This is a genomic window from Seleniivibrio woodruffii (assembly GCF_004339245.1).
GTDB lineage: Bacteria > Chrysiogenota > Deferribacteres > Deferribacterales > Geovibrionaceae > Seleniivibrio > Seleniivibrio woodruffii.
Map to the genome: position 1 here is coordinate 965,684 of NZ_SMGG01000003.1, position 17,125 is coordinate 982,808.

11 protein-coding genes are annotated in these 17,125 nt (G+C 48.5%); 6 read left to right on the forward strand and 5 right to left on the reverse strand.

What is annotated here, in order from left to right; genetic code table 11:
- Positions 1 to 82: 82 nt before the first annotated feature.
- Complete coding sequence (locus C8D98_RS04630; protein WP_132872455.1) at positions 83 to 1,078, forward strand: SDR family NAD(P)-dependent oxidoreductase; 996 nt, start codon at positions 83 to 85, stop codon at positions 1,076 to 1,078.
- Between the two features lie 10 nt (positions 1,079 to 1,088).
- Positions 1,089 to 1,889, forward strand: a complete 801-nt coding sequence (gene xthA, locus C8D98_RS04635; protein WP_132872457.1) for an exodeoxyribonuclease III — start codon at positions 1,089 to 1,091, stop codon at positions 1,887 to 1,889.
- Position 1,890: 1 nt separating this feature from the next.
- Here the strand turns inward: xthA and C8D98_RS04640 are convergent, their stop codons facing one another.
- Positions 1,891 to 2,859 carry a hypothetical protein gene (locus tag C8D98_RS04640; protein WP_132872459.1) on the reverse strand — a complete coding sequence of 323 codons (969 nt, stop codon included), beginning with the start codon at positions 2,857 to 2,859 and terminating at the stop codon, positions 1,891 to 1,893.
- Between the two features lie 118 nt (positions 2,860 to 2,977).
- On the opposite strand from C8D98_RS04640, the gene C8D98_RS04645 reads away from it, so the two are divergent.
- A complete protein-coding gene (locus C8D98_RS04645; RefSeq protein ID WP_132872461.1) occupies positions 2,978 to 4,051 on the forward strand; it encodes a sugar phosphate nucleotidyltransferase in 1,074 nt (357 codons plus the stop codon).
- A gap of 38 nt (positions 4,052 to 4,089) precedes the next feature.
- The gene (locus tag C8D98_RS04650) at positions 4,090 to 5,964 is read left to right on the forward strand and encodes a sensor histidine kinase (RefSeq protein WP_132872463.1); all 1,875 of its coding nucleotides are present in this window, start codon (positions 4,090 to 4,092) and stop codon (positions 5,962 to 5,964) included.
- Here C8D98_RS04650 and C8D98_RS04655 read toward each other — a convergent pair whose 3' ends face one another.
- On the reverse strand, positions 5,965 to 6,906 hold the full coding sequence (locus C8D98_RS04655) for a GGDEF domain-containing protein (protein WP_132872465.1): 942 nt from the start codon (positions 6,904 to 6,906) through the stop codon (positions 5,965 to 5,967).
- 525 nt (positions 6,907 to 7,431) lie between these two features.
- Between C8D98_RS04655 and C8D98_RS04660 the strand changes: the two genes are divergently transcribed.
- Together C8D98_RS04660 and C8D98_RS13965 are read left to right on the forward strand one after the other, a co-directional pair.
- Positions 7,432 to 9,825 (forward strand): flagellin N-terminal helical domain-containing protein, encoded by a 2,394-nt coding sequence (locus C8D98_RS04660; protein WP_132872467.1) that lies wholly within the window; start codon positions 7,432 to 7,434, stop codon positions 9,823 to 9,825.
- Positions 9,826 to 10,161: 336 nt separating this feature from the next.
- The gene (locus C8D98_RS13965) at positions 10,162 to 12,555 is read left to right on the forward strand and encodes a flagellin N-terminal helical domain-containing protein (protein ID WP_132872469.1); all 2,394 of its coding nucleotides are present in this window, start codon (positions 10,162 to 10,164) and stop codon (positions 12,553 to 12,555) included.
- A 170-nt stretch (positions 12,556 to 12,725) separates the two neighbouring features.
- Here C8D98_RS13965 and C8D98_RS04670 read toward each other — a convergent pair whose 3' ends face one another.
- The 3 genes from C8D98_RS04670 to C8D98_RS04680 form a co-directional block, all read right to left on the reverse strand.
- Positions 12,726 to 14,882, reverse strand: coding sequence for a RelA/SpoT family protein (locus C8D98_RS04670; protein ID WP_132872471.1), 2,157 nt, complete (start codon positions 14,880 to 14,882; stop codon positions 12,726 to 12,728).
- Positions 14,864 to 16,639 carry a single-stranded-DNA-specific exonuclease RecJ gene (gene recJ, locus C8D98_RS04675; protein WP_132872473.1) on the reverse strand — a complete coding sequence of 592 codons (1,776 nt, stop codon included), beginning with the start codon at positions 16,637 to 16,639 and terminating at the stop codon, positions 14,864 to 14,866. The genes C8D98_RS04670 and recJ overlap by 19 nt, the downstream gene beginning before the upstream one ends.
- A 96-nt stretch (positions 16,640 to 16,735) precedes the next feature.
- Positions 16,736 to 16,996, reverse strand: coding sequence for a hypothetical protein (locus C8D98_RS04680; RefSeq protein WP_132872475.1), 261 nt, complete (start codon positions 16,994 to 16,996; stop codon positions 16,736 to 16,738).
- Positions 16,997 to 17,125 lie beyond the last annotated feature (129 nt).

A 17,125-nucleotide genomic window follows, 5' to 3' on the forward strand; every position in this document is an offset into this window, starting at 1 on the left:
GCAAAGGAGGGTGGGTGGATTTATATTCCTGCCTTCAATTTCCCGCAAATATCTGGTAATATTCTGTCAGAAAGGTGAAACTATGGACTTGAAAGGAAAAAGCGTACTTCTGACAGGAGCGTGCGGATTTATCGGGAGCCATCTGGCAGAAAAGCTCGTCCGCAGAGGATGCAGACTCAAGGCGTTCGTATATTACAACTCGTTCGGCTCAAACGGCTGGCTGGAAGACCTGCCCGCAGAAATACTCTCGGAAATAGAGATTTTCTCCGGCGACATAAGAGACCCCAACGGTGTGCGAACGGCAATGAAGGGCATGCAGGCAGTATTCCATCTTGCCGCACTGATAGGCATACCCTACAGCTATCACAGCCCCGACTCATATGTCGACACCAACATAAAAGGCACTCTGAACGTTCTGCAGTCCGCCCGTGACTTTGAAACGGAAAAAGTACTGGTAACATCCACCTCCGAGGTCTACGGAACGGCCATATATGCCCCCATTGACGAAAAGCACCCCAGGCAGGGGCAGTCCCCCTATTCAGCAACAAAGATCGGCGCAGACGTGCTGTCGGAGTCCTTTTACCGCAGTTTCAGCCTGCCCGTCACCATAGTCAGACCCTTTAACACCTTCGGCCCCAGACAGTCCGCAAGGGCTGTTATTCCCACCATAATAACCCAGCTTCTTGCTGGCAGAAAAGAGGTCAGGCTTGGACTGCTCAGCCCGAAAAGGGATATGGTGTTTGTCGGGGATACGGCGGAAGCCTTCTGCCGGATAGCCGAGTGCGAGGGCACGGCAGGACGTGAGATAAACATTGCCACAGGGCGTGAGATATCCATAGGTGAGCTTGCGGACAAAATAAAAAACATGATAAATCCTGACGCTTCAATAGTTTCTGATGAGAAGAGACTGCGCCCCGAGGCATCGGAGGTCATGAGACTGATGGGCGACAACAGACTTCTGAAAGAGCTGACGGGTTTTGCGCCGTCAGACGACCTTGAGCAGGGGCTTGCGGCGACAACAGAGTGGTTCCGCAGAAGAGGACTTCAGGGATACAAGACAGATATTTATAATATATAAGGCAGTTAGAATGAAAATCGTAACCTTTAATGTAAACAGTATCCGTACCAGATTACACCAGATAGAAAAACTGATAGAGAATCATAATCCCGATATAATCGGTCTGCAGGAGACCAAGGTTCAGGATCATGAGTTCCCCGTTAAAGAAATAGAGGCATTCGGATATCATGTGGAGTTTGCCGGACAGAAGACACACTATGGTGTCGCTGTTATGTCAAAGGCTGTTCCCAAGCAGGTTCAGAAGAATTTTCCCGATGATCCGGATGATGCCCAGAAACGCATGCTCATGTGTGCATATGATGGGTTTGTGTTTGTAAACGGCTATTTCCCGCAGGGGGAGAGCAGAGACCATGCTGTAAAATTTCCTGCCAAGGCAAAGTTTTATGCGGATATGTCAAACTATTTGAATAACTGTGCGGCGCAAGGCACTGATGTAGTCCTTGTGGGTGATATGAACATAGCCCCCACCGATTTCGACATAGGCATCGGCGAGCAGAACGCAAAAAGATGGCTGAAAGAGGGGAAGACCAGCTTTCTGCCGGAAGAGCGTGAGTGGTTCGAAAAGATGTGCGGATGCGGGCTTAAAGACGTTTACAGACAGATCCACCCCGAAAGCAGGGAGTTTTTCAGCTGGTTCGACTACAGAAGCAAAGGATTTGAGGCTGAGCCCAAAAGGGGACTGAGGATAGACCACATCCTTGCCACTGACGGACTTGCATCAAAATGCGTTGCCGCAGGAATAGATTACGAGGTTCGAGGGATGGAAAGACCGTCCGACCATGCACCCGTTTGGGCGGAGTTTAAGCTCTGATCTATTTTTTTCTGCTCACCAGATTTGAATAGATGAAATAGCCGGGCAGAACCACGTTGGTTCCGATACACAGGCCGACCCACACCAGCATGAAGGTCACGACTATTTTCCGCATGTGGGTGATGTTCTCTGTGTCGGTTATAAGATGCGCCCAGTGGGGTTTTATCTCACGATAGGGTGCGAAGGTGAATACGAATTTAGGCTTGAGGGGTGTTATGGCCTCTTTTTTCAGAATTGCGAATATATTGTTTCCCATCAGAGTGTAAACAGAGGCGAAATGCTCCCTGTCGGCAAAATAGGGGTGTGCTTTTTCCGAAGTGTCATAGAACGGGTGGTTTTCAAGTCCCGCAGGTTCCAGTCTGATATGTTTTCCCCTGCTTATTCTGTCGGCCATCTGCAGAAACGACATGGGCTGATCCTTATCATCGAATGCAACTGCCGCATGGTAGGGATCGACATAGAACCATTTTTTGCCGTCAAAAACCTCAACGGCATAGTTTTCGTCGTTCTTCACCAGTCGGGTGTCAAGCCCTGTGTAGCCGGCCAGAACGGAGAAAACCTCCGCAAAGTCCTTTGTACAGCCCTTTCTCTTTCCGGTGAGCATTATCTTTTCGGTTATGCTCTTGCCGTTCAGGCAGATTCCGTCTCCGGCACGTCCCATCATTTTTATTATCATTCCGCTGCGCTCAACTGGCGGGATTGCGGAAATGTTTGTCAGTCTCTGTCTTTTTATGTTTGTTTCGGAGAATATCTGTGCATATCCCTCCTGAATATCAGTTTCGGTGTCCCTTCTGAAAGAATCTCCCAGAAGCTCCGGCGAAAAGGTCATGTATCCGGCTGAGACCTTTTTGGAGTAGAAAACATCCTCAAGAACGGCAAGTATCCCGTCAGATTTCATAGAGTAGACCAGCGCAACCGCCAGTATGATATTAAGCATAAAAAATGAGGTGATAAACTTTTCAAATTTCATAGACTCTCCGTATCAGCTGCATTATAAAACAGTTCGTGCGGTTTTACAAATGACTTTATGTTTAATGTTTTTATCCGATTATGAAAGCATTGTTACCTGATATACGGCGGTGTGGAAAATGACAAAAAATGACATATATATCAGCCCCGAAATTGAGATCAAGGAAGCTCTGCGCAAGCTGGACATGTCCGCCAGAAAGGTTCTTCTGGTGGTTGACGGCGAAAGGCGGCTTCTGGGGGCGCTGACGGACGGAGATATCCGCAGGAGCATTCTGGCGGGAAAAGATCTGAAAGAGAGCATCTCGGGCATCTATAATCAGAAACCCAGATACATTTCCGTGGATGATTTTTCATTCGATAAGATAAAAAGCATAATGCTTGCCCACAGGGTCGAGCTTCTTCCGGTGGTGGAGGAAGATATGACCGTGGCTGACTACATCACATGGGACAAGGTTTTTGCCGAGAGGAAAGAGGAGGAGGGCACAGACGAGCTTAAAAACTGTCCGCTGGTTGTTATGGCGGGCGGAAAGGGAACCCGTCTGGAACCTTTTACGAAGATTCTGCCCAAGCCGCTGATACCCATCGGTGAAAAGCCCATAATTCAGGTCATAGTTGATAAGTTCGCAGAGAGGGGAGCGTCAAAGTTCTTCTTCGTTGTGAACTACAAGGGCGAGATGATCCAGTCATATTTCCACCATCTGGCGGAGCAGTACGACATTGAATATCTCTGGGAGAAGGATTTTTTCGGAACAGCAGGCGGCCTTAAAATGATGGCGGAGCATGTTGACGGGGATTTCTTCGTGTCCAACTGCGATGTGATAATCAAAGCGAAGTATGAGCATATCCTGAAGCTCCACAGGGAGAACGATGCCGTTCTTACGGTGGTTTCCGCAATCCAGCACTACAGAATACCCTACGGTGTGGTTCAGTTTAAAAAGGGCGGCGACGTTACGGGCATAGAAGAGAAGCCGGAGTTCACTTTTACAGTGAACACAGGGCTTTATGTGCTCAGCAGGCGTGCTCTTGACTATATAAAAGATAACGAATATCTGGACATGACAACCCTTATCGACAGAATAATCAGCAGCGGTCAGCGGGTTTTCACCTACCCTGTGAACGAGAACGAATATATCGATATCGGTCAGTGGGAAGAGTATAAAAAATCTGTGGGGAAACTGAAAGTTTTGGACTAAGGCTGTGAAAAAACCACCAGAAGTGGTACACTGCTTATATGAGACAACCCCTTAACCCTGACCTGGCGCAAAACCTGAAACATACCCTGACAACATGCTCGGAGTGGCTTGTTAAGCGGGTGATGTATTACCTTAAGGCGCAGGGTTACGACGTTTACCTGCCCGACAGCGACAAATGGCTCTCAAACGCACTCTATCAGCTTAATGAACCTGTTCTTGAAACACCCACCGCATATTTCGGCATTCCGGAGCTTCACCCACATGCGGATTTTTCATGCGATCCATATGCCCAGTTCGGCATGAGTCAGGCACGGCTTTTCATGCGCCGGAAGCTGGACGTTGTTGTTTTTATGGGCATTTTCAAATATATCCGTCAGTCATATGAAGATCTTATAAGTTCCAGATGCACCTCCGAGGAGGAGTGCAGGCTCTGCCGCTCCTTCATGAAGCGATATTTCGACCACGTCGAGCTGGGATTTATGAATGAATACCGTGAATCAATAACAAGAACAAAAGTTGAAACCATTCCATACAGGATAGTCGCCGACAAGGGCGGCTGTCCATGTGCTATCTTCTCTCCGGAGGGAACCTGCGTTTATGCAAACAGTGCTTCCGCACGCTTTATGGACACAGAAGGGATGCTCGATATCCTCAGCCGTGAGAGCAGTGCATTTTTCCAGAGCGGCAGACAGAACAGCGTGTATGCCTTTGCGCTCAGCGGCAGAGTGTACGTCGCCGAGTTCACGCTGCTGATAAAGGAGAGCGACAGATTTTCCGGTGCACTGGCAGTTCTCCGGGATGAGACCGAAAAGCGCAACGCAAAAGAGATTCTGGAGGAGAGCGAGTCCTTCCGCTCGGCTCTTATGGACGGAATAGCCGGAGCAGCTCTGGTTCTGAACATGGAGAGTCTCTCCATTGAAGACTACAACAAAAAGGCGGCGGAGCTTCTGCCTTTTCTGACAGGTGCGGAGGATGCTCTGGAGCCTGTTTTCCATGACGATTGCGGCTCGAAGCCCATGGGACTTTTCGAACTGGCGGAGATGACAGGCAGCAACGAAGAGAGGCTGATGGAGACCCACGGAGGCATGATGCCCATCCGTGTTTTCAGTGTTGAGGTCTGGCTTCGCAACCAGAGGCACAGGCTATTGCTGATGTTCGACATAACCCGTGAGAAGATGCTTGAGCGCAAGCTGGGACACGTTCAGCACTTGCAGTCGGTGGGCGAACTGGCTCTGGGACTGCCCATCCGCATGAGCAAAACCTCAGCGGAGATAACCGGAACTCTGAAATCGGCCATTCAGGCACTTAAAGACTGTCCGAACAGGTGCGGTGCCATAGCAACAAACGATCTGCTCCCACATGTGGTCGATGCTGAAAACTGCCTGAACGATCTGACTGCTCTGTTGGATGCCCTTGCGTCCATAACCCGTTCCGACAGCATGGAAAAGGAATTTATCAACATAGATGAGACAGTTAAGAGCTGCGTGCTTCTCACCAGAGACAAGTGGGAGGCATATTGCGAAATGGAGCTTAATCTGGCGAAACAGCAGTGCGCCGTGCGCTGTTATCCCGACGAAATGGGGCAGCTGGTGCTGAACCTGCTGATGAACGCCGCCTACGCAGTCCGCAAAAAAGCGGAGGCCGACGGCGAAAAGGGAAAAATATCCGTTTCCACCAGATACACCGCCGATTTCTTCGAACTCAGGATATCAGATACGGGTATCGGTATCAAAAAGCACGACTTCAAACGTGTTTTCGATGCGGGATTTTCCACAATGGCCGTGGGCATGGGAACAGGCCACGGACTTTCCACAGTGTACGACATCGTTGTGAACAGATACAAGGGAACCATAGAGTTCAAAAGTCAGGAGGGAGTGGGAACCGAGTTCACCGTCCGCCTGCCTCTCAGATGATCATATCCTGAAAAACTGCATTCCGTGCCCGCCACGCTTTTTTACATCATAAATGCCGTTATCGGCTGTTTTGATTATCTTTCTTATCTGTTCGGTTATCGTGTCCCTGTCGTTTATGTCCGCAGAAACGGCGGAAATGCTGAGAGTTGTTCCGTAGCGTTCCGATGCCAGATAGGTCTCCTCCAGTCGGCTGGCGACCCTTCTTGCGGCGGATGCGTCCGCCTGCGGCAGTATTATTCCGAATTCGTCTCCGCCGAAACGGAAAGGGATGTCTCTGCCGTTTCTGATGATCTCTTTCATAACTGATGCCAGCTGTTTCAGCACCCGGTCGCCGATGTCGTGACCGTGGGTGTCGTTCACCTGTTTGAACTTATCGCAGTCCACAAGGATAAGTGTCAGTATCTGGCCGCTTTGCACTGCGTTTTTTGCTTCTGCCTGAAACACACGGTCGAAGTATCTGCGGTTGTAAAGTCCCGTCAGCGGATCTTTTTCGGCCAGTTCCTTCATAAGGTTCGCTTCGGAGCGGGTCTCGTTCAGATTTGTTACAAGCATGCGGTTCTGGCCTCTGACAACTCTTGCCAGAGATTCCAGACTGCGCAGAACCTGCATCAGATAGTTCTCTTCGTCCTGATCCTTTTGTATTGGCAGAACGAAGTGAGTGTCGTAATATCCGTCCTTGATGCGTTCGGAAAACTGATGGATTTTCAGCAGAGTGTTCTTAAAGAGCAGGTATTCCAGAAGATTTGTTATTGACTTAGACGAGAGAAGAACGAATATGGGGATCAGGAGCAGGCCGTTTGCCTTTGGTTCGACTATTTCGTGTTCGTATAAAAGGATTATGCTGAACATGGGGATTACGCTCAGGATAAGGATAACGGCGAAGAGCTGAAGCCTGATCCTGTAGTTGACCTTTATTACTGCGGAAGATGCCGGACTTTCCATTTGAATCACCTGTAATAAACTTGCGGAAATATGATAATGATAGTCATTATCAATAAATGATGTGAATGTCAATGATTATCTGAAAGACCTGTTCATCCCCCTGGGGCACCGTCACCATGAGGCGCATGCCGAAGAATCCCATTGCAAGTGATTCTTCATTGCATTCAGAATGACAGGACATAAGCACCTGCAAACAAACGACATTAATCTTTTCTTTAAAAAAATTAAAATTTCCTATTAAGTTTTGATTCAGCCATGACGATACTAACATCACAACAGAAGAATATGAAAAAAGGTACTGAAACAATCAGACCGATGACTGTAGGAAATACAGCGTCGGTCTTTTTTTGTTTTCAGCCTGACTAAAGGGGTGGCATTCTCTAAGAAGGATTGTCAAAAACACAGCACATAACAGGAACTAGAGTCAGGACGACTCTGAAACGACACACAGTTTAATAATATTTTTTTGCCATTGTACACACCACCGGCACGGATGCCGGGGTCAGATTACACGGAGGTAATATCATGGCACTTACAGTTTACACAAACGTAAACTCTATCATGGCGCAGAGTTACGTAAATCAGACAAGCAACAACATCTCAAAAAACCTTGAAAAACTTTCATCCGGTCTCAGAATAAACAGCGCAGCAGACGACGCATCTGGTCTTGCTATTTCTGAGAAACTTCGCGGACAGATCTCCGGTCTCAAAAGAGCATCCATGAACGCCCAGGACGGTATCTCTATGCTTCAGACTGCTGAAGGCGGTCTTGCTACCATTCAGTCTATGACACAGAGAATGAGAGAGCTGGCTGTTCAGGCGGCCAACGGCGTTTACACTTCAAACGACCGTGCGGAGATCCAGAAAGAGGTTGACCAGCTGAAAGCTGAGATCGATCGTGTGGCTTCATCCACAGAGTTCAACACCAAAAAACTCCTTAACGGAAACGCCACAGCCCTTTGGTCTACAGACAAGACATCTGCTATCGATGTTGTTGTGAAAGGCAAAGTTGCGGAAGGCAACTATAACCTCGATATTGATGTAACTGCCGGTAAAAACTATGTCTACAAATCAGACGTTATGACACTTAACGAGTCCTCAATCGGCGGCGAGATCGTTGAAGACGGCGCAGCAGGCGACAACGACTCAAACGTTCTGTCTGTAACAGACATCAAAACCATGGCCACATCAGGAACAAGCTACTACACAGTTAATGTGGGCGACGTTTCTGCCAACACATCTGCAACTATGACAGTCACAGGCACCTTCCAGCAGGCAGGTTCCTCGTTCTCAGTTGCATCTGCGGCCACTGTTTCAACTGCAACTTCATCCGGCTACGTCGAAGTTAAATTCGATCAGGATGTAACAGCAGGCGCAACCGCAATCTCTGCTAAAATAAGATTCATCAACGCCAAAACAGGCACAGTGGGCGACTGGGTAACAGTCACTGCATCTGCAACTGGCGGCACTATCAGCATATCTTCAGCTGACACAGCGGCTCTGACAGACACAGCCGGCGGCACTCTGGGATTCGACATGAGCCTCAGCCTCGGCGTTAACGGCAAGATCCAGTCAGGCGATAAAGTCCTTCTGGCTCAGTCAGGCAGTGTTACAACTGCGGACAGCATCGCATCATCAGGCGGCGGTACAATCAAGATATCTGACGGCCCCGCAGGACAGTCAGGCCCCACAATCAACTTTACAACTGCAAGCTCTCTGACCAAGAAAGATAACGGCGACAACATCGTAGATGCTAACAACGTAACAGTTTACTACGCATCCATCGACAGCAGTACCGGCAACATTGACCTTGGTTCAATGAGCATCAACTTTAAAGAAGGCAGCAACGCTACAGATGCCAACGGTCTCACCAAGACCGACTCCTTCAACCTTGAAGTGAGAGGCGGCGGAGATGTTGCGACCTCAACAACAAAACTCAGAGACATCGCTTTGTTCACAACTGACGACGGACGCAACCTGTTCGACCAGACTCAGGAACTGACGATCTTCGGCAACGGTTCATCAAAAACCATCTATCTGGAAGGCGATGACACAATAGCTGACTTCGAGAACAAACTCTCTGAAGCAATCAAGTCAATAGGAATGGGTGCGGACAGCTCAACCAGCGACACAGTTTCCGATGTTAACAACAACCTCGTTAACTACGTTACTCTTGCAAAAGATAACTCTAACGAAGCTGTTCAGGGAACTTTCGTAATCCAGACTGCGAAACTTGGCGAAGACAGCAAACTGTCATTCGTTGGCGATGAGAACCTCATCAACGCTCTGTCCCTTGCAAAAATTCAGGACGGAACAAACAGCGAACTGAACGTGACCGTTACTGACGCTCACACAGGCAAAACCATCGGTTCCGACAAGGTCAACGACTATAAACTGAAAGACGTTATCGCAGGCCTTGAAGTGAAAGTGGACAGCGCAGTCGGCCTCGACATCTCCTGGGACGACATAAGCAAAACAATGACTTTCACCGGAAGCTCAGACAGCGTTAAACTCCACGTTGTCGATAACACAACAGAGCTTCAGATAGGTGCCAACGAAGGTCAGACCATCAACACAAGCGTTGCTCAGGCGGACACAAACGCCCTCGGCCTTGCAGATGTTCTGATGGTAGATCAGGAGAGCGCACAGTCGGCTATCACCAAGATAGACAACGCTCTGAACAACATATCAAGCGCAAGAGCCACTCTGGGTGCTCAGATCAACAGACTTGAGTACACAATCTCCGGCCTTGATACCACAAGAGAGAACCTGACAGCTTCCGAGTCCAGAATCCGTGACCTGGATATGGCTGCTGAAATGTCAGACTTCACTAAGAACCAGATACTCAGCCAGGCCGGTGTGGCAATGATTTCTCAGGCCAACGCACAGGCTCAGCTGGCAATGCAGCTTCTCGGATAAGAGAAGGCCCAAAGGAAACTAAGCGGGCCCTAAAAAGCCCGCTTTTTTTTATCCATATTATCTTAAGTTTTTAGAAATTATGACGATACTAAGAATATAAAAAATAAGAATAGGTACTGAAATAATCAGACCGATGCTCGTTGGATAAACGTCATCGGTCTTTTTTTATCCACAGTTCCTGCGGGGGTGTTTCACTTTTCGAGTGTTTTATTATCGGTTTCCTAAAAGGACAAAAGAGCAGCAATGCTCTGCAAAAACAACAGTTTTTTAGCTATTGCCATCATCCAAGCCCCCGGCATGGATGCCGGAGGTAATTAATTACACGGAGGTAATATCATGGCACTTACAGTTTACACAAACGTAAACTCCCTTATGGCGCAGAGTTACGTAAACCAGACAAGCAGCAACATCTCAAAAAACCTTGAGAAACTGTCGTCAGGCCTCAGAATAAACAGCGCAGCCGATGACGCATCGGGTCTTGCTATTTCTGAGAAACTCCGCGGACAGATATCCGGCCTTAAAAGAGCATCTTCAAACGCTCAGGACGGTATCTCCATGCTCCAGACAGCAGAAGGCGGTCTGGCAACTATTCAGTCAATGACTCAGAGAATGAGAGAACTGGCTGTTCAGGCATCTAACGGCGTTTACACTTCAAACGACCGTGCAGAGATCCAGAAAGAGGTTGATCAGCTGAAAGAAGAGATCGACCGTGTTGCTTCTTCAACCGAATTCAACACAAAAAAGCTCCTTAACGGAAACGCTACTGCTCTGTGGTCAACAGACAAGACATCCTCTATAGATGTTGTTGTAAAAGGTCAGGTTGCTGAAGGTAACTACAACCTTAACGTTGACGTTACTGCGGGCAAGAACAACGTTTACAAGTCAGACGTTATGACTCTTAACTCTGATGCAGTGGGCGGCGAGATCGTTGAAGACGGCGCAGCAGGCGACAACGATTCAAACGTTCTGTCTGTAACAGACATCAAAACAATGGCTACTTCAGGTACAAGCTATTACACAGTTAACGTGGGCGACGTATCTGCAAACACATCTGCAACTATGACAGTGACAGGTTCCTTCCAGCAGGCAGGTTCCTCATTCTCAGTTGCAACAGCAGCCACTGTTTCCACTGCAACTTCATCCGGCTACGTCGAAGTTAAATTCGATCAGGATGTAACAGCAGGCGCAACTGCAATTTCTGCAAAAGTCAGATTCATCAACGCCAAAACAGGCGATGTGGGCGACTGGGTAACCGTTACAGCTTCTGCAACAGGCAGCACTATCAGCATATCTTCTGCTGACACAGCAGCTCTGACAGACACAGCCGGCGGCACACTTGGATTCGACATGACCATCAGCCTCGGCGTTAACGGCAAGATCCAGTCAGGCGACAAGGTTCTTCTTGCTCAGACAGGTAACGTTACAACCGCTGACAGCATCGCATCATCAGGCGGCGGTACAATCAAGATATCTGACGGCCCCGCAGGACAGGCAGGCCCCACAATCAACTTCACAACCGCAAGCTCGCTGACCAAAAAGGATAACGGTGACAGCGTTGTAGACACTAACAACGTAACAGTTTACTACGCATCCATCAACAGCGACACAGGTAACATTGATGTGGGTTCTATGACCCTTAACTTTAAAGAAAAGAGCAACGCAACCGACGCAAACGGTCAGACAACTACCGACTCCTTCAACCTTGAAGTGAGAGGCGGCGGCGACGTTGCAACATCCAGCACCAAGCTGAGAGACATCGCTCTGTTCACAACTGACGACGGACGCAATCTTTTCGACCAGACTCAGGAACTGACTGTTTTCGGTAACGGTTCATCAAAAACCATCTATCTGGAAGGCGATGACACAGTTTCCGATTTTGAAAACAAAATGACAGAAGCTATCAAGTCTCTGGGCATGGGCGCAACAAGCAGCAACAGCGAAACAGTTTCCGATGTTAACAACAACCTCGTGAACTATGTAACCAATGAAACTGACAACTCGAACGAAGCTCTGAAAGGTACTTTCGTAATCCAGACAGCAAAACTGGGCGATGACAGCAAACTGTCATTCGTAGGCGACGAGAACCTTATCAACGCTCTGTCTCTGGTTCAGATTCAGAAAGGTGAGAACAGCGAACTGAACATCACCGTTACAGACGCTCACACAGGCAAAACAATCGGTTCTGACAAAGTCAACGACTATAAACTGAAAGACGTTATCGCAGGCGTTGAGGTTAAAGTTGACAGCGCTGTCGGTCTTGACATTTCCTGGAATGACACAGACAAGAAGATGACTTTCACCGGCAGTACTGAAGATATCAAACTTCACGTTGTTGACAACTCAACACAGCTTCAGATAGGCGCAAACGAAGGTCAGACCATCACAACAAACATCTCTCAGGCCGACACCAAGGCGCTTGGCCTCTCAGATGTGCTTATGGTAGATCAGGAAAGCGCACAGAAATCTATCACAACGATAGATTCAGCTCTGAACAAGATCTCCAGTGCAAGAGCGACAATCGGTGCTCAGATCAACAGACTTGAGTACACCATCACCGGTCTTGACACTACAAGAGAAAACCTGACAGCTTCCGAATCCAGAATCCGTGATCTGGACATGGCTTCAGAAATGTCAGATTTCACTAAGAACCAGATCCTCAGCCAGGCTGGCGTAGCTATGATTTCTCAGGCTAACGCTCAGGCTCAGATGGCTCTTCAGGTTCTTGGCTAAGAGCTAAAACAGTTCCAAATATAAAAGCGGGCTTTCGGGCCCGCTTTTTTTATGTCACGCTATTCGGCAATTAATTAAGAGTGGATTCATACAGTCTTCGGCCAGTGAGTGTAACGATGAGTTCATGATTGAGATCCTTCGGCTTTAGCCTCAGGATGAAGGTTTCAAAGTTAATTAGCAGTATTTACTTCGCGTAATCCGTCTATCGTTTTAATTTTTCGGATCACGCTCTCCAGCTCGCTCTTGTTGCGAACCTCTATGCTGAAATCCTGAGATGACAGTCCGTCCTTGTCCCTTCTGGATGAAAGCTCAAGGATGTTAAGCCCCATCTCTTTCAGCACGGTCGTAAGCGCACTGAGCACGCCGGGCTTATCCACGATGGAGGTATGTATTCTGACGGGCATCTTGTAGCTTTTTCGGGCATCCCACTGCACGTCCACCAGTCGTTCCTCGCTGAATGCTGAGTTTTTCAGGTTGTTGCAGTCCACTCGGTGGACAACGATACCCCGTCCACGGCTGATGTAGCCAACAACGTCGTCACCGGGCAGAGGCGTACAGCATTTTGCTATCTTAACCATCACATCATCAATACCCTGTATGATGAAGGGGGTGTTAGTCTTTTTACCGGAATCTTTTGAAGGCGCTTTCTGAAGATCTTCAAGGCGCTGGGGTGTCGTGGGTTCGGTGAACACATGGAGCACCTGTTTCGGAGACACACGGCCGAAGCCGACGGAAAGATAGATATCCTCCTCGTCCCTCAGCTTGAAGCGTTCTATTATCTTCTTTACGTTGTCAGGCTTATTGAATATCTCACGGACATCAAGCCCTGCGTTGGTAAACTCTTTATCCATCAGGTCGAAACCGACGGTGTGTCCCATATCCGTATCTATCTTTCTCAGAGCCGCACGGATACGGTTCTTCGCTTTGCTGGTTTTAACAAAGTTCAGCCAGTCACGGCTGGGCTTGTGGTCTTCACCGAGAATGATTGAGACCCTGTCGCCGTTTCTCAGCTTATATTTAAGCGGAACGATACGGCCGTCCACCTTTGCACCCTTGCATTTGTTGCCGACGTCGGTATGGATGTTGTATGCAAAATCCACAGGGGTAGAGCCTATGGGCAGTTCCATAACATCGCCTTTGGGTGTGAAAACATATATCTGGGTGGGCAGAACGTCCTCTTTCAGAGCTTCAACAAGGTCTTCGGGGCTGTGGAGCTCATGCTGATCCAGAAGCTGACGGAGCCATGTGAAAGCTTTGTCCTCCTGCGGATCAAAGGGGCGGTTCTCTTTATATTTCCAGTGGGCGGCGATGCCCTCTTCCGCAACCATGTGCATTTCCTGAGTGCGGATCTGGAACTCAACCGTTATACCTTTCGGACCGATTATTGTGGTGTGCAGAGACTGATAAAGGTTCGCCTTCTGCATTGCGATATAGTCTTTGAACCTGTGCTGTATCGGCTTCCACATGTTATGCAGTATACCCATCACCGCATAGCAGGTGGGTATATCGCTGACCAGAACCCTTAGAGCCAGAAGGTCGTAGATCTCCTCAAAGGAGACCTTTTTCTTTATCATTTTGCTGTAGATTGAGTAAAAGTGCTTGGGTCTGCCGGATACGGACGCATGGATATTGTGCTTTTCCAACTCGTCTATCACACGTTCCTTTATCTCAGCAAGATACTGCTCCCTCTCGCCCCGTTTCAGCTTAACTTTTTCATAGATATCGTAATACGCATCGGGATTAAGAATACGGAAACACATGTCCTCCAGCTCCCATTTTATCCAGGCGATACCCAGCCTGTGAGCCATAGGGGCATAGATGTCCATTGTCTCCTGAGCTATGCGGCGTTTTTTCTCTTCCGCCAGATAGTCCAGAGTGCGCATATTGTGCAGCCTGTCGGCCAGTTTAATTATAATAACCCTCACGTCCTTGGACATGGAGACCAGCATTTTGCGGAAGTTTTCCGCCTGCTTCTCCTCTGCGGACTTAAAGACGATCTTTCCTATTTTCGAAACACCCTCAACGATGAAGGCAACGTCCTCGCCGAACAGTTCCTTTATTTCGTCAAAAGTAGCGTCTGTGTCCTCTATTGTATCGTGGAGCAGGCCGCCTATGACGGTGTCCACGTCCATGTTCATCTGCGCAAGGATATACGCTACATTCAGCGGGTGCGAAAGATAAGGCTCGCCGCTTTTTCTCAGCTGGCCTCTATGTTTCTGCGCCGCATAAATGTATGCCTTGTGCACACGGTCAAACCCTTCGGCCACACCGTTTGCGGTCAGCATATCCTGTATATCCATCAGGCGGATTACACGATCCCTTGCCATTCTTCCTCCGCCGGTTTCAGATCTTTCAGCACAAGCTGGATGAAGCGTCCGCCGTAGTATCCGTTCACAACTGGGGTGAACACCACGTCGAAGGCCTCCCTTCCGGCAACAAGTTTCTCATAACTTTTCATGTTGTATCCGATGCAGTCAAAAGTCCGTCCGTTCTTCTCAAGAAACATCTTAAGATGCATTCCGTCCCTGCCTACAAATGTTGCAGGCTGATATTTGCGGACCCCCCGCATGCAGAACACGGGTTCACGGTTTCCCGCCCCGTACGGCTCCATCTTCTCTATCATTCTCATAAAATCAGAGTTAATATCGTCCGGCTCAATGAATGAGTCAATCTTAAGTTCGGCAACAAAGTCCTCCGCTGTCAGCGAAGAATCCACCGCAGAGTGAAAACGCCTCTGGAGGTTTGATATCTGCTCTTCGGCTATCTTAAGCCCTGCGGCATATTTGTGACCGCCGAAGGACAGAAGAATGTCCTGAAGCTGTTCCAGCCCCTTGTAAAGGTCGAAAGAGGGTATGCTACGGCCTGAGCCTTTGCCTACTCCGTCCTCGAATGTCAGCACTATGGCGGGCATGTGGTATTTTTCAACCAGCCTTGAGGCCACAATGCCTATAACTCCCTGATGCCACTCGGTGGAATAGAGCACCAGACCTTTATATTTTTCATGAAGGCGGTTTTTCTCCACCTTCTTGAATGATTCCTCGATTATCTCCTTCTCAATCTCCTGCCTGTCCTTGTTCTCTCTGTCCAGTTCGTCGGCCAGATATTTGGCCTGCGCCCTGTCGGAGGTTATGAGAAGTCTTAAGCCCTTGTCGGAGTTGCCCAGCCTGCCCACTGCGTTTATGCGGGGAGCAAGTCCGAAGCCGACGTGGGTGGTCGTCACCTTTCCGCCGTCCACACCGGAAACACGTTTAAGCTCTTTAAGCCCCGCACGGCAGTCCTTTCCTGAAAGTATCTCTAGTCCGTGGCGGACGAAAATTCTGTTTTCCCCTGTCAGCGGGACAACGTCGGCCACTGTTCCGAGGGTAACAAGGTCGAGATATTTTTTTATGTTCGGCGTTCTGACGCCGAATTTACCCATATCGTTCATCTTCGAGCGAAGAGCCATGATCACCTTGAACGCAACCCCCACACCTGAAAAACATTTGAAGGGGCTGGTGTCGTCCTCACGCATGGGGTTCACCACTGCGCAGGCATCCTCAGGGATACGCTCCGAGGGCTGATGATGGTCGGTTATTATAACCTTCATCCCAAGCCTTACGGCATGGGAGACCTCGTTTTCGGCATTTATTCCGCAGTCTACCGTGACTATTAGCTTAACCCCCGTGGAGGCTATCTCTTCTATGGCCGCAATGTTCAGCCCATAGCCCTCTTCCAGTCTGTTGGGGATGTAGTACATGACATCCGCACCGACCTCGCTGAGGAAATGATACATCAGTGCGACGGAGGTTACCCCGTCCACATCATAGTCGCCGTATACGCAGATCTTTTCTTTATTTTCGATGGCAAGAGCGATGTGATCAGCGGCTTTGCCCATGTCTTTAATAAGGAAAGGGGATGTAAGACCTGTCAGAGGGGTTTCGAAATATGCCTGAAGTGTGCCCGGTTCAACAATTCCACGTTTATATAATACCTCAGTGATGCAGTCCGTCAGATTAAACTGCGCTGACAGTTCTTTGATAAGCAGCTTTTCAGGCCGCAGATATACCCATTTATATTTTTGGCTCCTGTAGGTGAAACCCGGCATTTATTCTTCCCTTTCATACTGTCCGCAATCATATATTATTATCCCAAAACGCTTTTATTGCAAGACAATTCCATGAAAACCGAAGAAAAACGGGTTTTAGGGGAGAAATTTTATCGGTTTGACAGGTTTATAGGCTTTTGCAACGGGAAGTGCCTCCGGCTGAGACATATTCACCTGATCCACAACCATGCTGTTGAGGGGCTGTCCGTCGTTGCTGTAAGCTGTGAGGACGTAGCTGTGTACGCTTCCGTTGTTGAAAAGATTGACGACAAACCATGACATGACAATGACAAAAGCCACATACCAGTATTTCATGTATCTGCCGCCGAAGTATTGGTTGAATCGTTTGATGTTCATGAGGGATATATAATCTAAAAGTTATCTTTTGACCAGAGGAAATTTTGCGTGAAGGCCGTATCGTCACTCTGAATATCAGCCGCAGACCGAGTGAGACCCTTCGGCTTTGCCTCAGGGTGACGGTGGTTT